The 25,959-nt window shown below is 63.6% G+C and carries 25 protein-coding genes, 1 tRNA gene and 2 pseudogenes; 9 read left to right on the top strand and 19 right to left on the bottom strand.

Annotated features, from left to right (window positions below):
• Window positions 1-7: 7 nt before the first annotated feature.
• The 9 genes from astA to AWB67_RS22895 all read right to left on the bottom strand — a co-directional run bounded on the left by astA (window position 8) and on the right by AWB67_RS22895 (window position 9,116).
• Window positions 8-1,045: an arginine N-succinyltransferase gene (gene astA, locus AWB67_RS22935; RefSeq protein WP_087658519.1), complete on the bottom strand. Its 1,038-nt coding sequence runs from the start codon at window positions 1,043-1,045 to the stop codon at window positions 8-10.
• Window positions 1,042-2,091 carry an arginine/ornithine succinyltransferase subunit alpha gene (gene aruF / locus AWB67_RS22930; protein WP_087658546.1) on the bottom strand — a complete coding sequence of 350 codons (1,050 nt, stop codon included), beginning with the start codon at window positions 2,089-2,091 and terminating at the stop codon, window positions 1,042-1,044. Before aruF ends, astA begins: the two co-directional genes overlap by 4 nt.
• Before the next feature lie 36 nt (window positions 2,092-2,127).
• Window positions 2,128-3,357, bottom strand: coding sequence for an aspartate aminotransferase family protein (locus tag AWB67_RS22925; protein WP_087658518.1), 1,230 nt, complete (start codon window positions 3,355-3,357; stop codon window positions 2,128-2,130).
• Between the two features lie 132 nt (window positions 3,358-3,489).
• On the bottom strand, window positions 3,490-4,452 hold the full coding sequence (locus AWB67_RS22920; RefSeq protein ID WP_235025265.1) for a GlxA family transcriptional regulator: 963 nt from the start codon (window positions 4,450-4,452) through the stop codon (window positions 3,490-3,492).
• 73 nt (window positions 4,453-4,525) lie between these two features.
• Window positions 4,526-5,317 (bottom strand): ABC transporter ATP-binding protein, encoded by a 792-nt coding sequence (locus AWB67_RS22915; RefSeq protein ID WP_087658516.1) that lies wholly within the window; start codon window positions 5,315-5,317, stop codon window positions 4,526-4,528.
• Window positions 5,318-5,368: 51 nt separating this feature from the next.
• Entirely contained in the window at window positions 5,369-6,082 is a 714-nt protein-coding gene (locus tag AWB67_RS22910) for an ABC transporter permease (protein ID WP_087658515.1), read from the bottom strand.
• Window positions 6,083-6,098: 16 nt separating this feature from the next.
• Entirely contained in the window at window positions 6,099-6,788 is a 690-nt protein-coding gene (locus tag AWB67_RS22905; protein ID WP_087658514.1) for an ABC transporter permease, read from the bottom strand.
• A gap of 258 nt (window positions 6,789-7,046) precedes the next feature.
• Complete coding sequence (locus tag AWB67_RS22900; protein WP_087658513.1) at window positions 7,047-7,454, bottom strand: magnesium transporter CorA family protein; 408 nt, start codon at window positions 7,452-7,454, stop codon at window positions 7,047-7,049.
• 75 nt (window positions 7,455-7,529) lie between these two features.
• Entirely contained in the window at window positions 7,530-9,116 is a 1,587-nt protein-coding gene (locus AWB67_RS22895) for an EAL domain-containing protein (protein WP_087658512.1), read from the bottom strand.
• Window positions 9,117-9,445: 329 nt separating this feature from the next.
• On the opposite strand from AWB67_RS22895, the gene AWB67_RS22890 reads away from it, so the two are divergent.
• On the top strand, window positions 9,446-9,988 hold the full coding sequence (locus AWB67_RS22890) for a GNAT family N-acetyltransferase (protein ID WP_087658511.1): 543 nt from the start codon (window positions 9,446-9,448) through the stop codon (window positions 9,986-9,988).
• Here AWB67_RS22890 and AWB67_RS39640 read toward each other — a convergent pair.
• The gene (locus AWB67_RS39640; protein ID WP_125477643.1) at window positions 9,921-10,457 is read right to left on the bottom strand and encodes a hypothetical protein; all 537 of its coding nucleotides are present in this window, start codon (window positions 10,455-10,457) and stop codon (window positions 9,921-9,923) included. The genes AWB67_RS22890 and AWB67_RS39640 overlap by 68 nt on opposite strands.
• A 62-nt stretch (window positions 10,458-10,519) precedes the next feature.
• Between AWB67_RS39640 and AWB67_RS22880 the strand changes: the two genes are divergently transcribed.
• The 3 genes from AWB67_RS22880 (at window position 10,520) to rpsU (ending at window position 11,826) form a co-directional block, all read left to right on the top strand.
• Window positions 10,520-11,113: an IMPACT family protein gene (locus AWB67_RS22880; RefSeq protein WP_087658509.1), complete on the top strand. Its 594-nt coding sequence runs from the start codon at window positions 10,520-10,522 to the stop codon at window positions 11,111-11,113.
• Window positions 11,114-11,120: 7 nt separating this feature from the next.
• The gene (locus tag AWB67_RS22875) at window positions 11,121-11,450 is read left to right on the top strand and encodes a 2Fe-2S iron-sulfur cluster-binding protein (RefSeq protein ID WP_087658508.1); all 330 of its coding nucleotides are present in this window, start codon (window positions 11,121-11,123) and stop codon (window positions 11,448-11,450) included.
• A gap of 163 nt (window positions 11,451-11,613) precedes the next feature.
• The gene (gene rpsU, locus AWB67_RS22870; protein ID WP_006999077.1) at window positions 11,614-11,826 is read left to right on the top strand and encodes a 30S ribosomal protein S21; all 213 of its coding nucleotides are present in this window, start codon (window positions 11,614-11,616) and stop codon (window positions 11,824-11,826) included.
• Between the two features lie 329 nt (window positions 11,827-12,155).
• Here rpsU and AWB67_RS22865 read toward each other — a convergent pair.
• From AWB67_RS22865 to AWB67_RS22850, 4 genes and pseudogenes are all read right to left on the bottom strand, one after another.
• Window positions 12,156-12,232, bottom strand: a tRNA-Met gene (locus tag AWB67_RS22865).
• Between the two features lie 74 nt (window positions 12,233-12,306).
• A pseudogene (locus AWB67_RS22860) lies at window positions 12,307-13,274 on the bottom strand (POT-type proton-dependent oligopeptide transporter).
• A gap of 475 nt (window positions 13,275-13,749) precedes the next feature.
• Window positions 13,750-14,391, bottom strand: coding sequence for a LysE family translocator (locus AWB67_RS22855; protein ID WP_087658507.1), 642 nt, complete (start codon window positions 14,389-14,391; stop codon window positions 13,750-13,752).
• 77 nt (window positions 14,392-14,468) lie between these two features.
• Window positions 14,469-15,578 (bottom strand): porin, encoded by a 1,110-nt coding sequence (locus AWB67_RS22850; protein WP_087658506.1) that lies wholly within the window; start codon window positions 15,576-15,578, stop codon window positions 14,469-14,471.
• A gap of 298 nt (window positions 15,579-15,876) precedes the next feature.
• On the opposite strand from AWB67_RS22850, the gene AWB67_RS22845 reads away from it, so the two are divergent.
• Window positions 15,877-17,109: a pyridoxal-phosphate-dependent aminotransferase family protein gene (locus tag AWB67_RS22845; RefSeq protein ID WP_087658505.1), complete on the top strand. Its 1,233-nt coding sequence runs from the start codon at window positions 15,877-15,879 to the stop codon at window positions 17,107-17,109.
• Between the two features lie 10 nt (window positions 17,110-17,119).
• Window positions 17,120-17,866 (top strand): SDR family oxidoreductase, encoded by a 747-nt coding sequence (locus AWB67_RS22840; protein ID WP_087658545.1) that lies wholly within the window; start codon window positions 17,120-17,122, stop codon window positions 17,864-17,866.
• Here AWB67_RS22840 and AWB67_RS22835 read toward each other — a convergent pair.
• Both AWB67_RS22835 and ccmA read right to left on the bottom strand, forming a co-directional pair.
• Window positions 17,806-18,498: a ribonuclease HI family protein gene (locus AWB67_RS22835; protein ID WP_087658504.1), complete on the bottom strand. Its 693-nt coding sequence runs from the start codon at window positions 18,496-18,498 to the stop codon at window positions 17,806-17,808. The two genes, AWB67_RS22840 and AWB67_RS22835, sit on opposite strands and share 61 nt — an antisense overlap.
• A gap of 344 nt (window positions 18,499-18,842) precedes the next feature.
• A complete protein-coding gene (gene ccmA / locus AWB67_RS22830; protein ID WP_159964907.1) occupies window positions 18,843-19,514 on the bottom strand; it encodes a heme ABC exporter ATP-binding protein CcmA in 672 nt (223 codons plus the stop codon).
• A gap of 481 nt (window positions 19,515-19,995) precedes the next feature.
• Between ccmA and AWB67_RS22825 the strand changes: the two genes are divergently transcribed.
• Window positions 19,996-20,490: a PRC-barrel domain-containing protein gene (locus AWB67_RS22825; protein WP_087658502.1), complete on the top strand. Its 495-nt coding sequence runs from the start codon at window positions 19,996-19,998 to the stop codon at window positions 20,488-20,490.
• A 22-nt stretch (window positions 20,491-20,512) separates the two neighbouring features.
• Here the strand turns inward: AWB67_RS22825 and AWB67_RS41925 are convergent, their stop codons facing one another.
• Window positions 20,513-20,896, bottom strand: a complete 384-nt coding sequence (locus AWB67_RS41925; protein ID WP_235025262.1) for a hypothetical protein — start codon at window positions 20,894-20,896, stop codon at window positions 20,513-20,515.
• Here AWB67_RS41925 and AWB67_RS22815 point away from each other — a divergent pair.
• A complete protein-coding gene (locus AWB67_RS22815) occupies window positions 20,895-21,119 on the top strand; it encodes a hypothetical protein (RefSeq protein WP_087658544.1) in 225 nt (74 codons plus the stop codon). The genes AWB67_RS41925 and AWB67_RS22815 overlap by 2 nt on opposite strands.
• 225 nt (window positions 21,120-21,344) lie before the next feature.
• Window positions 21,345-24,776, top strand: coding sequence for an Ig-like domain-containing protein (locus tag AWB67_RS22810; RefSeq protein ID WP_087658500.1), 3,432 nt, complete (start codon window positions 21,345-21,347; stop codon window positions 24,774-24,776).
• A gap of 379 nt (window positions 24,777-25,155) precedes the next feature.
• On the opposite strand, the gene phaR is transcribed toward AWB67_RS22810, so the two are convergent.
• Together phaR and AWB67_RS39635 are read right to left on the bottom strand one after the other, a co-directional pair.
• Window positions 25,156-25,731 (bottom strand): polyhydroxyalkanoate synthesis repressor PhaR, encoded by a 576-nt coding sequence (gene phaR, locus AWB67_RS22805; RefSeq protein ID WP_087658499.1) that lies wholly within the window; start codon window positions 25,729-25,731, stop codon window positions 25,156-25,158.
• Between the two features lie 135 nt (window positions 25,732-25,866).
• Window positions 25,867-25,959 (bottom strand): annotated as a pseudogene (locus tag AWB67_RS39635) (beta-ketoacyl-ACP reductase); the annotation flags it as partial.

The raw sequence follows: 25,959 nt of genomic DNA, 5'->3' as shown, positions 1-25,959 counted from the left end.
GTTTGTGTCAGGCGGCATTCTTCACGCGCGGTTGCGACGCGAGCACGCGCACCGTGTCGCCTTCTTTCACGCGCAGCGCGGCGGCTTCGTCGGCGGTAAGCAGGAACGTGCCGTCCTCCGGCGCACCCATCGTTGCGCCGACGCGGAAATCGTCGAGCGATGTATTCGATACGAGGCTGCGCGCCTCCGTTTCCTGAGCACGCTCGCCGATGCGTACCGCAACCAGCACGCTCTCGCGCACCGTGCGCAAGTCGGCGACGTGGCATTCGAGCACGGGACCCGCATCGAAGATATCGACGTGGTTCTCGTACCGCAGGCCCTCGGCTTCGAGCATCTTGCGCGCGGGCGCCGTGTCCTTGTGCGTCACGCCGACCACCTTCTGCGCTTCTTCAGGAAGCAGGTCGAGATACACCGGATAGCGCGGCATCAGCTCGGCGAGGAACGACTTCTTGCCGTGCGAGCTGAGATAGTCGGCTTCGTTGAAACCGATCTGGTAGAAGTGCGAGCCCACCGCGTTCCAGAACGGCGACTCGATGCGCTCGTCGAAATGGCCGCGCAATTCCGCGCACAACCGCTGCGGAAAGCGCTCGCGAAACTGCGCGATGAACATGAAACGCGAGCGCGACAGCAACCCGCCGACACCCGCCGTGCGATAACGCGGGCTGAGGAAGAGCGAACACACTTCGGCATAGCCCGTCAGGTCGTGCGAGATGTTGAGCAGTGACATTTTCGTCCACACGCCCAGGTCCTTGCTCGCATGCACGACCGTCGATACGCGATAGTTGTAGAACGGCTGTTCGAGCCCGACTTCTGTCTCGATGCCGCAGACGCCCGCGACATCGCCCGTCGCCGTGTCTTCCATCACGAAGAAGTAGCCTGCTTCGTAAGGCTCGGCGGTGCCCGCAAGCGTGCGGCGCGCGCGTTCGACGCGAGCCGCCAGCGCATCGCGATCGGGCTTGAAGGTGGTGAGTCCGGGACCGGTCTCGTGGGCGAGCGCGACGAGCGCATCGACGTCCCCGGGCTGCACGCAGCGCACGACGATCATTGCATTTCTCCCGAGGCCAGATGCAACGGCACGCAACGCACCGTATCCTTTTCGTTGACGCCGAGCGCCTCGCGCATCGGCGCGGTGAGCGTCGCGCCATCGGCACGCGTGGGCGGCAGCGTCGCGAGCGCGCAGCGAAACGAATGCGCACCGCCCGCCGCCACCAGATACTGCGTGCCCGACGGCGCCGCGCCTTCGTACACCGTGCGCATCTCGTTGGTCGTGACCGACGCGCTGCGTTCCACCGCGATGGTCAGCACCGGGCCGGCATCGAAGATATCGACGAAACGGTCCGGCTCGAAGCCTTCTTCCAGATGGATGTCGTAGGCGAGCAGCGCGCCTTCGGCCGGCTCGCCCAGCACGCGTTGTGCTTCAGCCGGCAGGAGCGGCACGTAGAGCGGATAGCTCGGCATCACCTCCGCGATGAACGTGCGGCTGCGCCCACCCGACTCCAGCTCGACCTGCTCGAAGTCGCGCCCGAAGAACTTCCGGCCGACCGCTTCCCAGAACGGCGAGACGCCCGCATCGTCGGTGACGCCGAGCATCAGCGAGAACACTTCGTTCGAGAAGCGCTTGCGGTTCGCCGCGATGTACAGCATGCGTGCCCGCGACAGCAGATGCGCCGCCGCGTCCTGGCTGGCTTCGTCGCGCAGGGCGGGATCGATGTAGAAGCCCGTCAGACGGCTCTTGCCCGTCAGTTCATGCGACATCGTGAGGGCGTGGATCTTGCGGTTCACCTTCAGTTCGCGCGACGCGTGGATCAGCGCGTCGTTGCGAAACGCGTAGAACGGCTCCGAATACCCCGCCGATGCCACGATGCTCGACGTGCCGTGCAGCGCGCCCGTCTCCGAGTCTTCGAGCACGAAGAGATAAAACTCCTCGCCCGGAAAATCGACTTCCGCGCGAAACGAATCTTCAGAGAGCGCGACGCGCGTTTCGAGTGCGCGCCGGTCGCGCGGCAGCGAGTGCAGCACGGGGTGCGCCGCGCGCGCCATCCGTTCGAGCGCGTCGAGATCGGAGAGTCTTGCCGGTCGGACGAATAGCATCATCGGTTCCAGTGTCTTGGGGTTGCTCTACTTGAATCAGCGCGCCGTTTCAGCGACGCCGACCACTTCGCCGATCGCCTTCTCGATACGTTCGAAGCCTTCGTCGAGATCAGCCATCGGCATGACGAGCGACGGCGCGAAGCGCAGCACGTTCGGCCCCGCGATCAACATGATCACGCCATTCGCGGCCGCCGCGTTCAGCACGTCCTTCGCGCGATCCTTGTAGGCATCGGTCAGTTCGGCGCCGATCAGCAGACCCTTGCCGCGGATTTCCTTGAAGATCGAGAAACGCTCGTTGATGCGCACGAGATGCGCCTTGATCGCCTCACTGCGCTCAGCGACGCCCGCGAGCAACTTCGGGTCGCTGATCAGTTCGACCACCTTCTCCGCGATCGATGCGCCCAGCGGATTGCCGCCGTAGGTCGTGCCGTGTACGCCGACCTTGAAGTGCGCGGCGATGTCGTTCGTCGTCAGCATCGCGCCGATCGGGAAGCCGTTGCCGAGCGCCTTCGCGGTGGTGAGGATGTCGGGCGTGACGCCGTACTGCATGTACGCGTAGAGCGAACCGGTGCGGCCGACGCCCGTCTGCACTTCATCGAAAATCAGCAGCGCGCCGTGCTGGTCGCACGCATCGCGCAAGCCTTGAAGGAACGCCGGATCGGCGGGCAGCACGCCGCCTTCGCCCTGGATCGGCTCGACGATCACCGCGCAGGTCTTCTCGCCGATCGCTTCACGCGCCTGCGCGAGATCGTTATACGGCAAGTGGCGGATGCCTTGCGGTTGCGGGCCGAAGCCTTCCGCATACTTCGGCTGGCCGCCGACGCTGACGGTAAAGAACGTGCGTCCGTGGAACGACTGCGTGAACGAGATGATCTCGATCTTCTCCGGACCGAACTTCTCGATCGCGTAACGGCGCGCTAGTTTCAGCGCGGCTTCGTTCGCTTCGGCGCCGGAGTTCGCGAAGAAGGCGCGATCGGCGAAAGTCAGGTCGGTCAGGCGTTTTGCGAGACGCAGCACCGGCGCGTTCGTGTAGCCGTTACCGATGTGCCAGAGCTTTTCGCCCTGCTCATGCAACACTTTCAGCAGTTCGGGATGCGCGTGGCCGAGCGCGGTGACGGCGATGCCGCCGGCGAAGTCGACGTAATCCTTGCCGTCGGTGTCCCAGATGCGGGAACCAAGGCCGCGATCGGGCACGAAATTCGCCGGGGCGAATACAGGGACCATCACTTCGTCGAAAGTGCCGCGCGTTACGTTGATGTCGGTCATGAGCTACTCCTTTGTCTGGTTCGTGCTGCTGCTGCGTTACTGTCGATATTAGGTAATGTCGCGGGTTTCGTCTTGCGCGTTCGCGACATGGTTTGTGGAGTATCGGCAGGTTTGCGCTGCGCGTTACCAGCGTCAACGAGACTCCAGCAACGCCCCGCCGCGCGGCTCGTCACTTCCCTGACCGCGATGCTTCTCGATCCAGTTCCGGCGTTCTTCACGCGGCGTGACGCCGAACCGGTCGCGATACGCATTCGAAAAATGCGCCGCCGATGAGAATCCGCACGCGAGGCTGATCTGCACGACCGATTTGCTCGAGCGCTGCAATTGCGTGCGCGCCTTGGTCAAGCGCAAGTTGAGGTAATACTTCGATGGCATCGCGCCGAGATACTGTCGAAACAGGCGCTCCAGTTGCCGCCGCGAAATCCCGACAAGCCCCGCAATTTCATCGGTCGCGAGCGGGTCTTCGATATTCGCTTCCATCAACTGCAACGCGTCGTTCAGCCGCGGATGCCGCTCACCGGGCGCCGTCACGAACGGAATGCGCTGACGCTCCTCGCCTGCACGCAACACGCCGATCCCGAGCGAATCCGCAATGCGCTCCGACAGATCGCGGCCGTGCTCGCGGGCGATCATCGCGAGCATGAAATCGACGGTGGCCTGCCCGCCCGCGCACGTCGCGCGGTCGCGATCGATTTCGAAGATCTGCTGCGTGACGATCGAGCGCTCGAACTGCTCGGCGAACTGCTGGAACGTCTCCCAGTTCACTGCGACGCGATACGCGCTCAGTTGCCCCGCCATCGCGAGCCACCACACGCCGTGGTGAATGCCGCTGACGAGCGGCGTGCGGGTCGCGACGCGCGCGAGGCTCGCGAGAAAGAGCCGGTAGTCGGCGAATTGCTGATAGCGCTCCGAGACGACGATCAGCCAGTCGCACTGGATTGCGTCGCCGAAAGCGGCATCGGCAGGAAGCTGCGCGCCGCCCGCGAGCGGCACGGGACGGCCGTCCCAGGAGCAGACGGTCCAGTCGTAGAGCAGATGGCCGTCGATTTCGTTCGCGAGATGCAGGCTGTCGACGATCGGGCCGATGCCGCTCATAGAACACGGCGGCAACGCGACGATCGCAACTGTGATCGGCTTCGACGGGGCGCCTGGATTGACGCTCACCGGCTTATTTGAGGCTGCCGGAGAGGAACTGCTTGAGCCGCTCGCTTTTCGGCGAAGTGAGGACCTCGGCGGGCGCGCCTTCTTCCTCGGTGCGTCCCTGATGCAGGAACATCACGTGATTCGACACGTTGCGCGCGAAACCCATCTCGTGGGTCACGACGATCATCGTGCGCCCTTCTTCCGCGAGCTTCTGCATCACCTTCAGCACTTCGCCGACGAGTTCCGGATCGAGCGCGGAAGTAGGTTCGTCGAAGAGCATGACGTCGGGATGCATCGCGAGCGCGCGCGCAATCGCGACGCGCTGCTGCTGACCGCCCGACAAGTGCGACGGATACTGCTTCTCCATGCGCGGCGCGAGACCGACCTTCTCCAGATACGTGCGCGCGCGGTCCTCGGCTTCCTTCTTCGAGAGGCCGAGCACGTGCATCGGCGCTTCCATCACGTTCTCGATGGCCGTCATGTGCGACCACAAGTTGAAGTGCTGGAACACCATCGCGAGCTTGGTGCGCACGCGCTGAAGTTGCTTGTGATCCGCGACGTCGAGATTGCCCGCGCGGTCGGCCTTCGTACGCACGGGCTCGCCGTCGACGATGATCTGCCCCGCGTTGGGCCGCTCCAGAAAATTGATGCAGCGCAGGAACGTGCTCTTGCCCGATCCGCTCGCGCCGATGATGCTGATCACGTCGCCCGCTTTGGCGGCAAGCGAAACGCCCTTGAGCACTTCGTTGTCGCCGTAGCGCTTGTGGATGTCTGCTGCCACGAGTTTCGTCGCGGCGTCTTTGGCGGTTGGCTCCAACTCGTTCTCCCGGGTGATGACTGGTGAAAGCAATGTGATTCTAGCCGCAGATCAGCGGCGGCCGGCGTCCAGATAGCCGAGCCAGCGCTTCTCGGCGCGCCTGAACGCGGCGACCAGCGCGAACGATATCGCGAGATACATCAGCGCGGCGATCCCGAACGATTCGAACGATTGATACGTCGCCGAATTCGCGTCGCGCGCCACTTTCAGGATGTCGGGCACGGTCGCCGTGAACGCGACGGTCGTCGCGTGCAGCATCAGGATGACCTCGTTGCTGTAGAGAGGCAAGGCGCGGCGCAGCGCGGACGGCAGGATCACGCGGCGGTACATCGTGAAGGTGCCCATGCCGTAGGCGCGGGCCGCTTCGACTTCGCCGTGCGGAATCGCCCGGATCGCGCCGGCGAAGATCTCGGTCGTGTAGGCGCAGGTGTTGAGCGCGAACGCGAGGACCGCGCAGTTCATGCCGCTGCGGAAAAACGCTTCCAGCAGCGAATGCGTGCGCACGAATTCGAGGCTGTACATGCCGGTGTAGAGCAGCAGCAGCTGCACGTAGAGCGGCGTGCCGCGAAACACATACGTGTAGAGGCGCACCGGCGTCGAGAGCCAGCGGTTCTTCGACACCCGCGCGCATGCGAGCGGCACGGCCGCGGCGAAGCCGAGCGCGATCGATGCCACGAGCAGCCACAGCGTGATGACGAGGCCCGACGCGCGCATGCCGTCGGAGTAGAGAAACGGGCGCCAGTATTCGGCGAGGATCTGGATCATGGTCGGCGCTCCTGGCTCAGAGTTCGGCGTGCCGCACGCCGATCGAATAGCGGCGTTCGAGCAGCATCAGCACGACGTTCGATACCGTCGTGATCGCGAGGTAGGCGAGCGCGGCGACGAGGATGAAGAGGAACATGTTGAAGGTGCCCTTGCCCGCGTCCTGCGCGGCCTTGACGATATCGGCGAGACCGATGATCGACACGAGCGCCGTCGCCTTCACGAGCACCTGCCAGTTGTTGCCGATGCCCGGCAGCGCGAAACGCATCATCTGCGGGAACAGGATGCGGCCGAACACGCGCATGCCGCTCATGCCGTAGGCGCTGCCTGCTTCCAGTTGTCCGCGCGGCACAGCGAGGAACGCGCCGCGAAACGTGTCGGTGAAGTACGCGCCGTAGATGAAGCCGAGCGTGAGCACGCCCGCCGTGAAGGGATCGATGTCGAATTGTTCGAGGCCGAAGGCATCGGTGAGATTGTTGACCGCGATCTGGATGCTGTAGAAGAGCAGCAGCATCAGCACGAGATCCGGAACCGAGCGGATCAGCGTCGTGTAGGCGGTCGCGACGATGCGCAGCGGCGCATGCCGCGACAGTTTCGCCAACGCGCCGAGCAACCCGAGCACGACCGATACCGCGAGGGATAACACCGCGAGCGCGATAGTCTGTTTGGCGCCCGCCAGGAGCAACGGGCCGTAGCCGTATAGGAACACGTGCGTCTCCGTCTGATTTTCGAATCGGCATCGCCTGAAATCTTTGAAACTTCAGCGATCGGCGCCGATAGTCGCAAGCGAAAATCAATTGCTCAAATGCGACGGGACGGTTTTATTGCGGCGCAGCACGGCATGAAGGGAGTCGCGGGCGGGCGCAACGCTTTATCCGGCAAGGCGCGGTCCGCGAGGCAGTCATGAAAACCCGCAGACGCCGAGCGTACGGAATCCGCAGGTTTTAGGTCGCTTTTTCGATAGAACTCAATCGCCCTTCCCTGGCCCGGCGGCGCGCACGAGTTGCACGACGTGGCCGTTCGCCACCGCAATCTCGGGGCTGTCCTGCAACAGCGGGAGGTATTTTTCGGCGAAAGCGGGGTCGCGCGTCTTCGCGGAAAACATCGAGACTACCGCCGATGCCACTTCGATGCGTCCTTCAGCGGTCGCTTCCTTGTCATCGAGGACATCGTCGAGGGCGGCGATCACCGTGGAGAGCGGCGCAAGCCAGCGATATGCGCTGCCGTTGATCACGATCTGCAGGAACTCCCCCGGCGACACCGGCCCGAACTCGGCCTCGTGCTTCGCGCGCAGTTCGGTGAGCACGCTACGGTGCAGAGCGAGAAGCGGATGGCGCACGTCGTTGAGAAAGGTCGTGGCGGATTGGTCGTTCATGGCGGCGCTCGTGGAAGTGGGTCGGCGGCGTAAAGCGTACACGCGTTGCGTCCGGGGCGCTTCAACGCTCGCGCTTCAACCCTTGCGCGTCTTGCCCAGATACCGGATGAACTCGGCGGCCGTGAGCGGCGGCGAGAACAGCCACCCCTGGCCGAACTGCGCGCCCCGCGCGTGCAGATAAGCCGCCTGCTCCTCGCGCTCGATGCCCTCGGCGATCACCTGCACCTGCAGCGTCGCCGCCATCTCGATGATGTGCGACGCCACGCTGCTCGACGCCGCGTCCTGCCCGATCGTATCGACGAACGACTTGTCGATCTTCAGCGCATCGACGTGAAAGTTCTGCAGGTGCGAGAGACTCGAATAGCCGGTGCCGAAATCGTCGATGTAGACCGGGTGGCCCGCGTCGCGAAACGCGTTGATCACTTCCTTGGCCGCTTCGGCGTCGAGAAAGCCGCGCTCGGTCGCCTCGATGCGGATCTGCTCCGGCCGCACCTTCTGGCGCGCGACCGACGGCTTCAGCTTGTCGAGAAAGCGCGGTGTCGTGAGATCGGCGGCGCTCAGGTTGATCGACACGTAATACTCCGGGTAGCGCTTGAGAAAATCGCCGAGTTCGAGCAGCACGGTATCGAGCACCTGATCGGTGATCGCCTGGATCAGCCCGCGGTGTTCCGCTAGCGGAATGAAATGATCGGGCCGCACGATGCGGTTATGGTGCTTCCAGCGCACGAGCGCCTCGGCGCCGACGCAGCGGCGCGTCGCGAGATCGACGATCGGCTGGTACGCGACGATGAACTGGTGCCGCCGCACCGCGTCGCTCAGTTGCCCGCGCGGCGACATGTGACGCACGATGAAGAACGCCGCCCAGCCCGCGAGCGCAACGCCCGCCGCGACGCCACCGAGGATCCAGCCCCACGGCAGGCTGCGCAGACGCTCGGGCAGCGCCTCGCGCGGCGCGCTCACGACGACCGCGATCGGCATCGTCATCGAGCGGCGCACGACGTAGGGCGGGTCGCCATCGGCGGCGGGATCGGGCGGCTGGCGGTAGAGCGCGAGCATCGCGGTCGGATCGCTGCTCGGCGTCGTCGCAATGACGCGGCTCGCTTCCGTGTTGATCACGCCGAGGCTGCTCACTTTCATGACGCCCTTCCCGCCGACATACGCCGACGGGTCGGCCGCGACGTAGTACCCATCGCGACCGAACACGAGCGACTCGTCGCCGCCCGGCATGTGCAAAAGCCCGAACCACGCGATGACGCCATCGTGGCCGCGCCAGTCGGGCGGCGGGAGCGTGCGGCCGCCGAGCGCATCGAGCGCGACGGCGCCGAGCATCGACGAGCATTGCCAGCGGCCGCTGTGATCGAAGGCGCCGGCGTCGCGCACGGCGCGGTGTTCGAGCGCGATGCGGCGCAGTTCCTGCAGATAGCCGGCGGAGCACGGCTGGTCGGACACACGCGCGATCTCGCCGAGCGCGCTCGACAGATGGCGCGTCACGTCTTCGGCGCGCATGAGCGCGGCATCGGCGACGCGGTTGAGGCGCTCGGCTTCCTGATCGCGCATGGTGCGCTGGGCGAGCAGCAAGCCGAGTGCGGCCGGCCCGAGTGCCGCGGCCAGCACGATGACGGCGAGAAACACCGCCAGGCTCGAGCGTCGTAGTTTTTTCATTGCGTGTTATCGCCCTGCGCCGCGAAACGTTGCAATTCATCCCCGCGACGCAAATGCCATCCTGATCCCCGCCGCCTCGCGCCCGCTTAGGTATTGACTCCCGCCCGGCGGCCTTTCGGCGGAACGATTGAAGCCCAGTTCAAACGACTTAGTGTAGAGGCCCGTGCCCGCGCGACTCAATGGTTTCTTTTAGCGAAAATGCGTGCGTTTGGTGGGCTGCCGCACGGCCGGCGCACGCTTTTTTTAAGCGTCGGCCGGCGGCTTTGCGTCGTGCGAAAATCCGGAGGCTTTGAGCATGCCTTCCTGTCCCACGATTCAGGATTCGATCGATGAACACACGCATTGCATTTGAGACGCGCGAGCCGTCGATTCGCGACGCGACGCCGGCCGATTTCGACACGATCGCGCGTATCTATGCGCACTATGTAGAAAACGCGCTCGCGACCTTCGAGGAAATCGCGCCCGGCGCCGATGAAATGCGCTCGCGCCATGCGGCGGTCGTCGCGGCGCAATTGCCGTATCTCGTTGCCGAAGTCGATGGCGCGGTCGCCGGATATGCTTACGCGACGGCTTATCGGGCGCGCTCGGCGTATCGGCACACGATCGAAGACTCGGTCTATATCGCCGATGGCATGCATGGGCGCGGCATCGGGCTCGCGCTTTTGACGGCGCTCGTCGAGCGGTGCGAAGCCGGGCCTTGGCGGCAGTTGATCGCGGTGATCGGCAACAGCGGAAACGCGGGGTCGATCGCGTTGCATGCGCGGTTGGGGTTCGAGCATGTCGGCGTGCTGCGCAAGGTCGGGTTCAAGCATGGGAAATGGGTCGATACGGTGTTGATGCAGCGGGGGTTGGGCGATGCCGGTGAGGGTTGAGGGCGTGGTTGGGTTTGCCGGTAACATGGCGGATTGAGCGGCCTCGGCTCCATCTGTGTTCTAGCGACGTGTGCTGACCTGCTGGGCGCGAACTGCCTGGTTGGCCGGCGCGAGCGCCAGGCGATCCAACTTCGCTGAGCTTGCTGGTTTCGTTGAGCTTGCCAGTTCCGCTGAGCTTGCCGGTTCCGCTGTGTTTGCGGTTTCCGCTGAGTTTGCCGTTTCCGTTGAACTTGCCGTTTCCGTTGAACTTGCCGTTTCCGTTGAACTTGCCGTTTTCGTTGAACTTGCCGTTTTCGCTGAACTTGCCGTTTTCGCGGAGCTTGCCGTTTCCGCTGAGTTTGCCGTTTTCGTTGAACTTGCCGTTTTCGTTGAACTTGCCGTTTTCGTTGAACTTGCCGTTTCCGCTGAGTTTGCCGTTTTCGCTGATCTTGCTGGTTTTGCCGATCGACAGATACTGCTGCCCGGCCAAGCCTGCAAACCCGCCGCCGTGCCACGCCGCCCTTTAATCGCACCCCCAACGCTCCACCCGCCTTGTCGACTTACACGCTAGCCGCCCCCGTCACTGCCGAGATCGACATCCGCAAAAGCCGGTTCATCGCGCTCGCGATTCCCGTCGCGGACCGCGACGCCGCCATGCGCGAACTCGACGCCCTGCGCGCCGCCCACCCGAGCGCCACACACGTCTGCTGGGCGCTGCTCGCGGGCGGCCAGTCGGGCATGTCCGACGACGGCGAGCCCTCCGGCACCGCCGGCCGGCCGATACTGGAAGTGCTGCGCCATCACGAAGTTGATGGCGTGCTGGCGGCCGTCGTGCGCTACTACGGCGGCATCAAGCTCGGCGCGGGCGGCCTCGTGCGCGCCTACACCGACGCAATCGCCACCGCGATGCAGTTCGCCGAACGCATCGAGCGAATCGAGCGCGGCGTGCTGAAAATCGAAATCGATTACGCCGACGAAGCTCGCGTGCGCCGCTGGATCGAGCAGCAGGGGTGCGAGCTCGTCGAACACGCCTACGACATGACGGTGCGCCTCGTCATCGGCATGCCGCTCGCGTCGCGCGAAGCGGCCGCCGTCGAGTTGCGCGACCTGACGCACGGCCGCGCGACAATGACGCTCGACGACTGACGCGTACATGACGTCGCGCCGCTTCACGCTTCGCCTGGAACCGCTCGGACGCACGATCGACGTCGACGAAGACGCGTCGCTGATGGAGGCCGCCGCGCGCGCCGGTGTCCGCCTCCCCGCTTCATGCCGCAACGGCACCTGCCGCGCGTGCATGTGCCGGCTGGTCGAGGGCGAGGTGCGCTACCGGATCGAATGGCCAGGCCTCACCGCGGAGGAAAAGCGCGACGGCTGGGTGTTGCCGTGCGTAGCGCTCCCCGCATCCGACGTAACACTCGACCAGCCCGCTGCGAACAACGAAACGCCGACCCCACGACGCCTTCCGTCACGTGGCTTCTGACGCGGGTAATTCAGGATTTTTCGTCTCCATTCAACGACATACGATGTCAATCCTGAGCCGTACCGAGCGTCCTGCGTCCGATGACGGTTCAGTTCGGCTCTCAAAAAGTGTACAATTGCGCTTTGTCCTATTTTCTGGCAGGGCCAGATCAACCGAGAACTCAATGACTAAAGTACTGTTGAAAGAGAACGAGCCTTTCGACGTCGCGATGCGCCGTTTTCGCCGTACCGTCGAACGCACGGGCCTGATTCAGGAACTCAAATCGCGCATGGCTTATGAAAAGCCGACCACCGAGCGCAAGCGCAAGAAAGCTGCTGCTGTCGCTCGCCTGCGCAAGCAGATCCGTCGCGCCCAGTTGCCGAAGAAGTTTTATTGATGCAAGGCGCCTGATCGCCGTCCTGGATCGAGGCCAAGCAAGCAGCAAACGGTGGTTTTGAGGTTCTCTTCCCGCTGATTTGCCGTGCGCCGCCCTCTCCGGTACATCGAGCGATTCGCGCCAAAAGTCCATGCCCGGCCTGCCGTCGTAATCTGACGCCCGCCGCGGTGGATCAAGAATGCAAAAAGCCTGCGTGACCCAAGTGTCATGCAGGCTTTTCGTGTTTGTGGCGCCGTGAGTTTCTGGAACAGGCGTGACGCGCGTCGACGGAGCGCGCGCAGCAAAGCAAAAAGCCCGACTCGATGAGCCGGGCTTTTTGCTTTGAATCTTGGTTGCGGGGGTAGGATTTGAACCTACGACCTTCGGGTTATGAGCCCGACGAGCTGCCAGACTGCTCCACCCCGCGTCTGAAGAATTAAATTATAGCTGAAATGCGACGCCGGGCGCAAATGAAACTTCACACCCACCCGAACAACGCGATCAGGACGCTGACACCGGCTTGCCGGGCGCGAAGCGTTCATCGTCGTCGCGGGCGGCATCGACGCAACGTTGATGTTCGCGCGACAGCTTGTCCAACAGCGGCAGCAACACCACGGCGAAGAACGCCCCGCCCGCCGCGAGCCAGCCGAGACCGAAGAGAGCTGCGTGTACATCGGCAGGGATCGCAGCGGGTCGAGCTTGCCGGCCGGCACGCGCGCGAGATTCGCGACGACGCTCCCCGGGCACTGCGACACGCCCGTCGCGACGAAATACGCGCCCATCATGAAGCCGCTCATGCGCGCGGGCACGTAGCGCGCGATCATCGCGAGGCCGAGACCCGAGACAAGGAGCTCGCCGAGCGAATACAGCCCGTAGCCGCCGACCATGAACCACGACGACACGCGCCCTTCCACCGCTTAGCGCCCGCTCAGGCCGAACACGAAGAAACCGATCGCGACGACGAGAAAGCCGAGCGCGTGCTTCGCGGCGATCGGAATGTCGCGTCCGCGTTGCGCGAAGCGCGTGTGGGCGAACGCGAGCAGCGGGCTCATCACCATGATCCAGATCGGATTGAGTGCCTGGAATTGCGCGGCGCTCCACGTGAACAGATGCACGCCGAACAGCGAAAACGACGGATCGACGTTGCGCAGCGCGAACAGCGTCAGCTATGTCGACATCTGCTGGTGAAACACGAAGAACAGGAGCACGAGCGCGCCGATCGTCATCGTGCGGCGCGCGCCGAGGATTTTGTCGCCGATCCAGCCGCCGATCGACGGCGATGCGTACGCCAGCGCCGTGAACGCGCCCCGCGTGAGGTTGGCGTGTTCATCCGTGAAACCGACCTTGTCGATCATGAACAGCACGAGCAGCGCCGCCATGCCGTAATAACCGAAACGCTCCCACATCTCGATCAGGAAAACCATCTTGAATGAGCGCGTCTGCGACGGGCCGGACGAGTAATGGGTCATCTATTGAATCTCTTGAAAATGAGCGGTGCCGAAAGCGGATTGGGCACGTTGAAACGCGAAATCGCATGTTGATTGCCGCAGATATTCGTCGCGCGCGAAAGGAGCGATTATCTCAACAGTAGGCCGAACGACGACCGCGCGCCCCCGCGCAAAACACAATTTTCGACTATTGCGTTACGGGTTGTAAGGCTTTCGAGTGACGAGACCGCGATGGCGCAGCCTGGAGGGATTTGAATTTCATTGGCGTTCAGATCGTGGCGCCCGATACCGGCAGCGGACGCGCAGCATTGACTTTCAGGAAACAGACAGAGGATCGCTCCACGCTGTCGATTACATTCAGTAAATCGCAGGGTTAATGCGATTTACCGAAAGCGGCATTTTGTTTTGAATATAGACAGGCTCACTCGGGGAATGCCTCTATGCGGTCAGATATTCGCTTACCCGATAACCAATGATTATAAGCAAATGAATCGGATTAACTCGCCGGACGCCGCACGAATGCCAGCATTACGCCGAAACCGATCATCAACGCGCCGCTCACGCGATTGAACCATTTGAATCCGCGCGCGCCGTTCGTCACCGAGCCGAGTCGTGCGCCGAGCGCCGCGTAAATCGCGATCGCGACCAGTTCGAGCAGCAAAAACGTCGCGCCGAGCACGGCGAAACTCATCGCATAGGCCGAGCGGTCGACGAATTGCGGGAAAAACGCCGTGAACACGAGAATCGCCTTCGGATTGCCCGCCGCGACCCAGAATTCCTGCTTCGCCAGCCTGCCGAGTTTGCCCGGCGCGCCATCGCTCTTCGCGTCCGCGCTATTCGAGGCGACGAGCGCCGGCCCCGAGCGGATCAGCTTTACGCCGATCCACACGAGATACGCCGCGCCTGCGAACTTGATCACGGTAAAAAGCGTCTGCGAGGCGAGCAGCAACGCGCCGAGCCCGAGCCCCGCGATCGCGATCATGATGGCAAACGCGACGAGCCGTCCGAACGACGCGAGCACCGACATGCGCACGCCGTCGCGCGCGCCGTTCGACAGCGACAGCACGTTGTTCGGCCCAAACGCCATATTGATCGCGAAGCACGCGGGCACGAAGAGCGAAAAGGTCTGCAGCGACATGGCGTCACCTTCATCCGTGACAAAAACAGACCATAACGCTAGCAGATTCGCGCCCTTCCGTGCCCCAAAAAGCAGCGTTAGAACCGATGCCGGATGCCCGTCGCGATCATCAACTGATTGCGGCCGCTCGACGGATCGTTGGTATTGATCACCGCCGGCGCGCCCGACGACGCCCGCTGATAAATCGATTCGAGATAGATGTCGGTGCGCTTCGAGAGCAGGTAGTCGGCCTGCACGGCGCCCTGGTGCCAGTGCGCGCCGTTGCCGTTGGTGTAGACGTACATGCCCGCGAGCTGGATCGACGGCGTCAACTGGAACACGCCGTTGATTTCGTAGTTGTTCAGCGCGATCGACGAGGCCGTTTCGCCCGTGTCGGCATTGGTCACGCCCGAATTGATCGAGCGCGAGAAGGCGCCGGCCAGAGTGAATTCGCCGATCACGTAGCTCATACCGACGCCGAACGTGTTCTGCCGCTCTACGTTCGCCGCGAAGACGGTGTTGTCGGCACCGGGCAGGGTGAGCGAATCGTAAGCGCCTGTCGTCGTGTTGCCGCGGCCGTTGTTGTGCAGATACGCGGCGCCGGCGGTGAACGGGCCGATCGCGTAGTTCGCGCCGACGCTGTACGCGCGGTTGTTCGCAAACTGCCCCGCCGCGTTCGAGAATGCGTACAGGCCGCCGAAGCTGAAGCCGCCGTAGTTTTCGCTCGTGTACTTCACCGAGTTGGCGGCGAGGAACGAGTTGTTGGCGTTGTCGTTGTCGAGGACGTGCGCGAACGCCGTGCCGCCGGTGCCGCCCGTCAGCGTGAAGGGCGCGAAGTAATCGTGGATCGAATCGTATTGATGGCCGAACGTCAGCGTGCCGAGCGTCTCCGTACCGAGGCCGACGTAGTACGGGTGATCGTTGAAGCCCTCGCCCGTCGCGACCGAATAGCCGCGCTCCAGGCGGAAGATCGCCTTCGCGCCGCCGCCGAGGTCTTCGGAACCCTGCAAGCCCCAGTAGCTGCCATCGATGACGCCGGAGGTCAGCCGATACTGCGAATGGTCCCCGACGTTGTTGACATAGGCGAGACCGGCGTCGAGTTCGCCGTACAGCGTGACCGAGCTTTGCGCGTTTGCCGCTCCGCCGGCGAGTGCGAGCGATGTCGCGAAGATGAAGTGCCGATGGCGGGCGTTCGTGCTGATTGGCATTGCCGTTCCTCCAGTTCGTTGTACGCGATCCATGGGACTAGCTGCCCGAATGATAGTCATTTTCATTTGCGAAATGAATGATTCCTTACGCCCGTCGGTTAAATCCAACGTTTTCCATACAATTAGATTACATAGAGAACGATCGTTTGCGGAATATTGCGACTCAAATGTTCAGTACGCATCAAATAGCTCAGAACAATTTCCTACAAAATAACCAGCGACTGTGCATTTCACTTTACGCTGACATTTCCAATAATCAGGTGATTCGCTCCCGCTCGTCATGTAGGTAAAAAAAGCCATGAAAAACGATTCCGTCTCGCTCGACCTGCCCCACGATTCCCGCAAGATCCCCTGCCCGGCCGTCGTCCCGCTCTCGTCAATCCTTCCCGAAGAACCGCTGCTGATGATGGGCGCCGGCCCCGTTCCGATCCCCGATGCCGTCGCGAAGGCAAACGGCGTCGTCATCAATCACCTGGGCTCGACGATGGCGACCGTCATCGGGCAGGTGAAGTCGATGTCGCGCTACGTGTTCCAGACGCAGTCGAAATGGGTCATGGGCGTGGCGGGCCCGGGCTCGGCGGCGATGGAAATGGCGGTCACGAACCTCGCGTGGCAAGGCACCCGAGTGCTGTGCGTGTGCAACGGCTTCTTCAGCGAGCGCATGGCGGAGATGGCGCGGCGCGTAGGCGCAAACGTCGAAATGCTGAAGATCGAGAGCGGCCGCGCCGCCAATGCCGACGAAGTCGCAGCGGCGATCGCGCGCTTTCGGCCGGAGATCGTCACGATTGTGCAGGGCGAGACGTCGAATACGGTGTGGAACCGCAATCTAGCGCCTATTGCGGCGTTGGCGCGTGAAGCAGGCGCGCTGGTCGTCGTCGATGCGGTCTGCACGCTCAGCACGATGCCGCTGCCGATGGACGAATGGGGCATCGACGCGGTGATTACTGGCGGCCAGAAAGGGTTGTCGTCGATTCCGGGCGTTTCGCTGCTCGCCTTCTCCGACGCCGCCTGGCAGCGCATCAAGTCCCGTCCCGCGCCGCCCGTGCACTGGTGTCTCGACGCATCGCTCGCGGAGAATTTCTGGCACAACGCGTCGTATCACTACACGGCGCCGGTTTCGGGCGTGCTCGCGCTGCACGAGGCGCTGCGACTCGTCTGCGCGGAGACGCTGGAGCGGCGTTTCGCGCGTCACCTGAAGTGCTCGAACGCGCTGCAGGCCGGTATCGAGGCGATGTCGCTGAAGCTTTACGTGGCGCGTGAGAGCCGGCTGAACTCGGTCGTCGGAATCGAATTGCCGAACGGTCTCTCCGGCGCCGATGTCTGCGCGCATATCTCGCGGCATCATCATGTGGAGATCGCGGGGTCGTTCGGCGCGCCGATCGTGCGGATCGGGCAGATGGGCGAGCAATGCCGCGAGCATCACCTCTTTCGCACGGTCCACGCGCTCGGGCGCACGATGCTGTGTCTCGGCGTCGCGGTCGATCTGCCGGCGGGCGTCGCGGCGCTCGAGCGGTCGCTTGCGGCAGCGTGAATCGAACGACATGAATATCTCAACCACCAAAGCGATCGTCACCGGCCACACACGCGGGCTCGGCGAGGCGATCGCAGAAACACTCTTGACGCGCGGCATCGGCGTGCTTGCGATCGCGCGCACGAAAAACGCTGCTCTCGCCAAGCGTCATCGGTCCAAGCTCGAAGAAGTGGAACTCGATCTCTCCGATCTGGCGCGCGTCGAAAGCTGGCTCGCCGGCGACGCGTTGCAGCGCTTCGTCGCGGGCGCGCAAACGGCTTTGCTCATCAACAACGCGGGGATGCTGCAGCCGGTCGGCACGCTCGAGCAGCAGGACGCCGGTGCAATCGCGCGCGCGGTGAGCCTGAACGTCGCGACGCCGCTCATGCTTGCAAGCGCCTTCGCCGTCGCGAGCGCCGATGCGCAGGATCGCCGCATCGTGCATGTGTCGAGCGGCGCGGCGCGCAACGCGTACCCAGGCTGGAGCATCTACTGCGCGACAAAGGCCGCGCTCGACCACCACGCGCGCGCCGTCGCGCTCGACGGCAACCGCGCGCTCTCGATTGCGAGCGTCGCGCCGGGTGTCGTCGATACGGACATGCAAGGGGAAATTCGCTCGACCGGGCTCGAACGCTTCCCGTTGCGCGAAAAATTCGATGCGCTCAAGCGCGAGGGCTTGCTCGCGACGCCCGTGCAGGCGGCGAAAAAGCTGGTGGATTACGCGCTGAGCGAGACGTTCGGTTCGGCGCCCGTGATGGATGTGCGCGAGCTTCTCTGACGCGACAGCGCATCCGCGCTCACGTTCTTTGCACGCGGAATCCAGTGCAAACGAACGTCACCGATGGCGTCGATCAGTCGCCGCGCTTGCGCCGCGTGCGACGCGAGCGCGAGCGCGCCGGGGCTCTTCTGCACGTCGTCGATGACGACCCGGCTGTCGCCGTAGATTACGAGCGTCTCCACTTTGCGAAGCAGCGCCGCTTCGAGCACGGAAATCAGCGCGAGATATTCGGCCTTGCTGCTGTCGCCCTGCCCCGCCGCCGCGCTGATTTCGAGCACGTCGCCGTGCGGACTCTTCAGCAACGCGCCGATGCCAATTCGCCCCGGATTCGGGAGCGCAGAGCCGTCGAACCAGGCGAGCCACGCGCCGGGCGGATGGTCATGGTTGTGCTTCGGCCTGAGCGCCCGCGCGGGCCGCTTCCCGCACGCCTTCGACGCTTCGTGCGCCTTCGCCCTCGCCAGCCGCCGCGCGTGGACCAACTCGCCGAGCGACTGCGCGCCGGCGGCCTTTTCGAGCGTTTTCACGAGCGCGTCGTGCGCGGAAATCGATGCGCCCTTCGACAGACGGCGGCTCAACGTCCGCTCCTTCTTGTACGCGATGGACAGCAATTCCTCGAAATCGAAATCGAACATAAAGACGCGCCGGATGGACTAACGGCGAGCTTAGCAAAAAACCCGGCGGCGTCCGGTAAGCGCCCGGCGTGGGTCACGCCTGCGTTCGTGGGCGCTTGCAGTGCTGCGGTCGTGGCGTACGGCGGGCATGAGGAAACGCCGACGGTCGGCGCAACCCCGTCGCCCGTCGAGTCCGGCGTCCGCGACGCGGCGAAAAGCGGCATCGCAAGCATTGCGATTTGTGCGCGAACCACCGCGACGCGCGATTGCGGCAAGTACGAGGTCAGGCCGGGCCGGGCGTCGGCGGAATCTGGCGCGGCAAGCGGCCCGCCGCGATCCGATGCGGCGGCGACACGCACACGCGCTCAGATGAGGCATGACCCGGTCCGCTCGAAGCAAAAATAGCGCGTCGCGGCGGTATCGACGGGACGGTGCGCCGTCATCACCGCGATGCCACCGTGCTCCACATGCTCCTCGATGCACGCCGCGATGAGCCGCGCCGATTCGGGATCGAGCGCGGCGGCGGGCTCGTCGAGCAGCCACAACGGCTTGGGTTCGAGCAGCAAACGCGCGATCGCGATGCGCCGCTGCTGCCCTTGCGACAGCGCGCCCGCGAGCCGGTTGGCGCAGGCGGCGAGCCCGAGACGTCCGAGCACGCGGTAGGCGGTATGCGCATCGGCCGTATCGCACGCGACGGCAGCGCCCAGGCGCGCCGCGAAGCGCAGGTTATCGACGACGGTGAGATCACGGCTCAAAGCGTTCGCATGGCCGACATACGCGAGCGAGTGGCGCCATTCCCACGCGCGTTTTCGCGTATCGCCGCCGTGCCAGCGAATCGTCCCGGCCGCGGGACGCAGCAGGCCCGCGAGCACGCGCAGGAGCGTGGTCTTGCCGCTGCCGTTCGGGCCTTGTATCTGGAGGACCTGGCCCGAATCGGCGTGGAAACTGACGTCGCTGAAAACCGTTTCGCCGCCGCGCGAGAACGCCAGGTCGGATACGGCGAGCATCGATGCCGCGTCGCACTCGGGTTCTTGCATCGTCGTTCCTTTTGGCGGGGGTTTTATCGCGCGGGGTTTTACGTGACGTGTGTTTGCGCGGCCGGAAATCATTGGGCGGACCGGCTCGATTTTCCAATCGCATCCGGTTAAATGATTTGTGAATACTCAGGAATACCGTCAGCGCTTGGAAAGAATCGTCGCGAACGACGTACACAGGCGCGCGGGCAGAATACAAGCATAAATTCAATGGATTTATTGTTGTCGCGCTAAAGCAATTCGTCAAGAATTTGTTTGTCGATGAATCTCATCATCGGATTTATCGATGTGAATCCGGCATTTCCATTGTCGAAATTATCCCGGTCGACTTTCTTGATTATCGTGAATAAGAAATCGGTTCATTTCCGAATGCGAGACGGCCGTTCGAATCAATACGCTTATTGTCGCGAGCCGTCGTGGAACGGCCGTTGCTCGATCGGGATCATGCGGACAGCGCGTCCGTCATCTCATCGAGGAGCACATCATGAACATCCCGGCATCCCCCGCTTCGGGCGAAGCGAACATCGTCGGCAAGGGCGCAGCAACAGCCGATGGCCCCGGCCCCGACGTCATGGCGGCGAGCACGATCGACGGCAACACCGTGCTCAGCAGCGACGGCGACGACGTCGGATCGATCAAGGAAATCATGCTGGATGTGCGGCGCGGGCGCGTCGCGTATGCGGTGCTGTCGAGCGGCGGCTTTCTCGGCATCGGCGACAAGCTGCTTGCGATCCCGTGGAGCGCCCTTACGCTCGATACCGACCACAAGTGTTTCCGGCTGGCGGCGACTTCCGATCAGGTGCGCAATTCGCCGGGATTCGACAAGAACGCGTGGCCGTCGATGGTCGACAAGCAGTGGGCGAGCTCCGTGCATCAGCACTACGGACGCGAGCCGTACTGGACCGATGACGTAAGCAAAACCGGCGCGGTACCGCCGGAAGGCATCGACGCGCCGGAAGCCGGCGGCGTGAAGCTGTGAAGCGTGAAAACCCGGCGGCGGATTACTTGCCGGTATTCGCGTGGCCGAATTGAAGGTCGGCGAAATCCGTGTCGCCCATGAGCGCGGTCAGCACGTCGTTCGCAAAATCTTCCACCGCGACGTGCCATTCTATCGAGCCGACCGGAAAATCGTTGGGGCTCGCCTTGCCTTGCGCCCTTCGAATAGCGCCGACGCTCAAACTCAATGCCCGGGCGCGCTGAAAATGCGGATCGTCGGACTCGAAGAGGGGATCGTTGTCTTTTTCCATAAATGCTATTTCGGCACGGCCCCGCGAAACTTTAGCAGGGCACGCAAAAAAATTTTGAAGCCGGAAGTATACGGGATGCGTGTGCGGCTCGCTTTTTATTGCCGCACGCGCGTTCGCTATTACGGAAGCAATGCACATGCGCGACTATCAAAATCTCGCGGGAAATTCCGGCATTCAGGCGTATGAAATCCAGCGCAATGCAATTGTCATTCGCTTCAATGGCGGCGCCACCTATCTCTATGACTACGACTCGCCGGGACCCATTCACGTCGATGAAATGAAACGGCTCGCGCTTGCCGGGCGCGGATTGAGCACGTATATCGCCCGCTTCGGCGGCGAGTACGCGCGCAGGCTGGAATAGCGGCGTGCGTGGATACAAGGTCGCGCGGCTTATGCCAATCGGAATCGTCTCCAATCCCCGATAAATAGGAATTATCGCGTGTCGCTTGCCCCGTGCCTCGTCCGAGAATCTTAGCGTGGCCAGGCTAACGAACCGTTCATGCCGTCACGACGCTTGAGAGGCACCGGGGTGAGACATACCGTGGTGTAAGCAATCAATCTGTTCATCAAACAGGAAGAACAAAAAATGTCCAGCATGAATGCCAGCTCGGCAATCACGAGCATTACGTCCGTCGGGGGCGCCCTTCTCTCCGGCTCGAATTCCAATAGTGCCAATCCCTACGTCACCGGTACCGGCGTGCCGGGGCAACTTCTGGAACTGTATGACGGGGCGCGCCGCATCGGTGCCGTCTCGGTCGATTCAACCGGCTTTTGGTCGATCAAGGTCGCCGCGGCGCTCAAGGCGGGCACTCACAGGCTCGTCGCCACCTGTTCCGATTCGGACGGCAACCACGGCCTTGCGTCGACACCGTTCAGCAGCGTCGTTCCGTTGAACCTCACCTCGGCCACTGCTGCGCATCCGCCAATCCTTTATGGCGCGACGGACAACTTCGGACCGGTGAAAGGTGAAATTATCGCAGGCGCCTTTACTGACGACCTCCAGCCCGCGATCCACGGCTACGGCCGGGTCGGCGACACGATCCACGTGTACGAGGACAAGATCCTGATCGGATCGGCCGTCGTCGGGCCCGACAGCATGTGGTCGGTCAAGCCCGCAACGCAACTCGAACCGGGAGCCCACGTGTTCAGGGCCACGGCCACGGGCGGCGGCCAGAGCGCCAGCGCGATGTCCAACGGCATCGAGTTTTCCATCGTGATGTCCGCGCCGCCCTCGATCGACAACGTCGAAGACGGTTTCGGCGTGGTGACGGGCGCCATCGCTGCCAACGGCCTGACCGACGACATCAAGCCGACGCTGAGCGGCCACGGCCGGCCCGGCGACCTCCTGATGATCCGCGACCACGGTGCGACCATCGGCTCGACCCTGGTCAACCAGAGCGGCACCTGGACCACGCCTGCCGTGTCGCTCGCGGGCGGCGCGCACGACTTCACGGCCGTGGCGCCCGCCGTCGCCAGCCAGCCGCCGCAGGAGTCCAGGCATTTCGCGCTCACCGTCGTCGATCCGCTCGCGCATCCCGTGATCACGAGCGCCCTCGACACCACCACCGGCGCGGTGCAATCGAACATGGGCCATACGAGCAACTGGTACTTCAAGATCCAGGGCACCGGCACGCCCGGCGACGTGCTCGCCCTCTACGACAACGCCGGCCATCGCCCGGACCCGGGCCGCCCGGGCGCGGGCGCCGTGGCGTCCGTAGTCGTCGATGCCGATGGAACGTGGAGCTATACCACCAAGAGCCTCGCCTCGGGCGAGAACAGGTGGGCTGCTCAGAGCTTGACCTCCGGCGCGGCGTCCGCGGACTTCGTGCTCATCAGGGAGTGGCCGGCCGCTCAGGCGCCGCAAATCGCAAATGTCTACGACAACGCCGGCGAAGTGACGGGCGTCGTCTCGCCGGGCGGCAGAACGGATGACGCCGCGCCTGTTTTGAACGGCATCGGCCACGCGGGCGACATCGTAACCATCCGCGACAACGCGAAGGTCCTCGGCTCGGTCACGGTCGACGCGGGCGGACACTGGCGCTTCAAGGTGACCGCCCCGCTCGGCGAGGGTGCACACGATTTCTCGGCAACCGCGTCGGGCGACATGCTGTCGGCGAGCGCCACTTCGAACCATTACGCGATCACCATCGCGCCGACTCCTGTGCGCACACCGCCGGTCATCACGTGGGTCGTCGACGGAACGGACCACACCAACATCGCGCCGAACGGCAACACCCACGATCCGCTCCCTTCGATCACGGGCACGGGGCAGTATGGCGACGTCATCACCGTCTACGAAAGCGACAAGGTCATCGGCTCGGCGGTTGTCCGGGACGCAAAAGGCAAATGGTCCATCACGCCGTCGGTATCGCTCGATCAGGGCAAGCATGAGTTCACGGCCATTGCTTCGGGCAACGGACAGGGCCCGAGCGCGCCGTCGGACGTTTACCTGATCTCCATCCTGGCGCCCGAACCGGTGTCGAACGCCCAGACGCCGGTCATTACCGGCGTGCATGACGACTTCGGGCCGGTGCAGGGCAATGTCGGCGCTGGCAGGACGACCGACGACACCACACCGACCATCGAAGGCATCGGCCATGCCCGCGATTCGATCAACATCTACGACGGCGAGAATTTTCTCGGCTGGACGAAAGCCGACCAGTACGGCTTTTGGTCCTTCACGCCAAAGAAACCGCTTGGCTCCGGCCTGCATGAATTCACCGCGGTCGCAGTCGACAACGCGACGTGGGACTACAGCGCGATGTCGGGACCATACGCGATCAGGATCGTCCCGCCGCTCACCGCCGCCACGCCCGCCATTACGCACGTGATCGACAACGCCGGTTCGATCGCGGGCAACGTCGCAACCGGCGGCGTGACGGACGAGACGCGGCCGATGCTGATCGGCAGCGGCCACGCGGGCGACATCGTCACCGTATCGGACAACGGCGCGCCGATCGGCTCGACGCTCGTAAGCGCAAACGGCATCTGGACGTTCGCGCCCACGGGAGCGCTTGCAGACGGCAGGCACGTGTTCGACGTGGTTGCGTCGGGCACCGGGCAAGTCGCGAGCCCGGCGTCGGAACACTATGTGATTGTGATCGATTCGAAGGCTCCGCCGGCTCCAACTATCGACCACGTCTTGGACGACGTCGGCGCGGTCCAGGGGAGCGTCCCGGAAGGCGGCACGACCGACGACGCCACGCCAACACTTCACGGCGCGGGCCGGGCGGGCGACGTCGTCACGGTGCGCGACAGCCACGGCGGAACGATCGGATCGGCCGTCGTGGGCAGCGACGGACAGTGGAGCGTGACGCCGGCCAAACCGCTCGCGGACGGCGCGCATGAATTCTTCGCGCAGGCGACCTCTTCGGCTGGCGTGGCGAGCGCGGCATCGTCGACGTATGCGGTCAACATCGCGCCGGACCCGCTGCCGGCGGCCGAGCGGCCGTTGATCGTCGGCGTGCTGGACGGCGTCGGCGCAATCCAGGGCTACGTTCCAGCGGGCGCCGCAACCGACGACCGGTCGCCGATGGTCAACGGCTACGGTCACGCGGGCGACGTCATCACGGTGACAGACCACGGCGTGCCGATCGGGTCGACGACGGTGAACAACTACGGCGTGTGGATCTTCAAAGCGGCCCCGCTCGATAACGGCGCGCACGACTTTAGCGCGTTTGCTGCGGGCAACGGTTTCAGCGAAAGTCCTGCGTCGAATCACTATACGTTCGAGGTTGCGTCGCCTGCGGCGGCGGCGCTGATCGGGCAGAACGCGGCCCGGTTGTCGCTTGCAGACTTGCTGGACTGGAGCGAGCCGGCGCTCTTCGCCACCGATGCCAAAGCGCCGGTGAGGGATGGAAAGGCGGCGGAGCATGTGGATTTGCCGAGCACGTCGTTTGCGGGCATCGGTGATGTGCTAGGGCTGCACCTGGGCGCTGTCGCGCATGGCGGGTATGAGTACGCCGGCGCGCATGCGGAACTGCTGATGCAGCAGAACGTCGGCGTGGCTCTGCATTGAGCCGTGTGACGGGAGCACGGATTGAACCGCCTTCGGGCGGTTTTTTCATGGCGTCGTCAATCGGCGCCGCAAATTTGCCAGCAGCGCAGAAACCCTTTCCGTTGGTTCGAACGTCGGATTGCCGGGTGTGTAGAGGACTTGCACCCTCCCAGTGAGTGCATCCTGCCCGGCGCACACATGAAAACAGCCGCACAAGCGGCTGTTTGGCGGACAGTGACCGAATTTTCGCCGGGGGTTTGGTCCGTTCGACGATCGGTCAGTCATCGCCTCACAGGCTTGGCGATGACCGGCAAAAAATACCGCAACGTCAGCTCTTTTGATTGGCGCAAGACGGACGCGGTTTACAAGCGAATCCGCGCCCGCCAGCCTGAAGCCGGATTTACTTCTTCTCCGTCGACGGTGGCACCGTCGGCGTCGGAAACGGGAACGTGTTGAACATCGTCTTCGCCTGCGACTGCATCTGTTCCTGCATCTGCACGAACATGTTCTTCGACTGCTCGATGTAGCTCGTCATCATGCCCTGCATCATCGGCGCCTGCATGTTCATGAACTGCGACCACACTTCCGGATTGAGCGCGTTGCCGTCATAGAGCCCCTTGCTCTGGTCGGTGAGCTTCTGCTGGATGTCGATGAACGCCTGGATGTTCTTCTCCAGGTACGTGCCCATCATGCCCTGCATGGCGTGGCCGTAGAAGCGGATGATCTGCGAAAGCATCACCGACGAGAACATCGGCAAACCGCCGCTCTCTTCTTCCAGAATGATCTGCAAGAGGATGCTGCGCGTCAGGTCGTCATTGGACTTCGCGTCCATGACCTTGAAGTCTTCCTGGTCGAGCACAAGTTGCTTCACGTCGGAAAGCGTGATGTAGGTGCTCGTTTCCGTATCGTACAGCCGACGGTTTGGATACTTTTTGATGAGTCGTTCGGCGGGTTTCTTTGTAGTAGTAGTGGTCATTTAACGCCTTTAAACGCAAAACCTTACTGCGGTGGCAGCAAACGTGTCTTGCGTGGACGCAAAAGAGCGTTGCCGCCGGTTCGTGTCCGGCAAGTGGCGGCGCGCACGGTTCCAGGCCGCGCGCGCCGCCGCCCGTCAGCCCATATGCAGACCGCCGTTCAGCGAGAAGTCCGCACCGGTCGAGAAGCCCGACTCGTCCGATGCCAGCCACGCCACGATCGAACCGAT

It is taken from the genome of Caballeronia terrestris (genome assembly GCF_001544515.1).
In the GTDB taxonomy this organism is placed as follows: domain Bacteria; phylum Pseudomonadota; class Gammaproteobacteria; order Burkholderiales; family Burkholderiaceae; genus Caballeronia; species Caballeronia terrestris.
The sequence above is the reverse complement of the archived record's forward strand: the minus strand, read 5'-3'. Positions and strand labels throughout refer to the sequence as shown.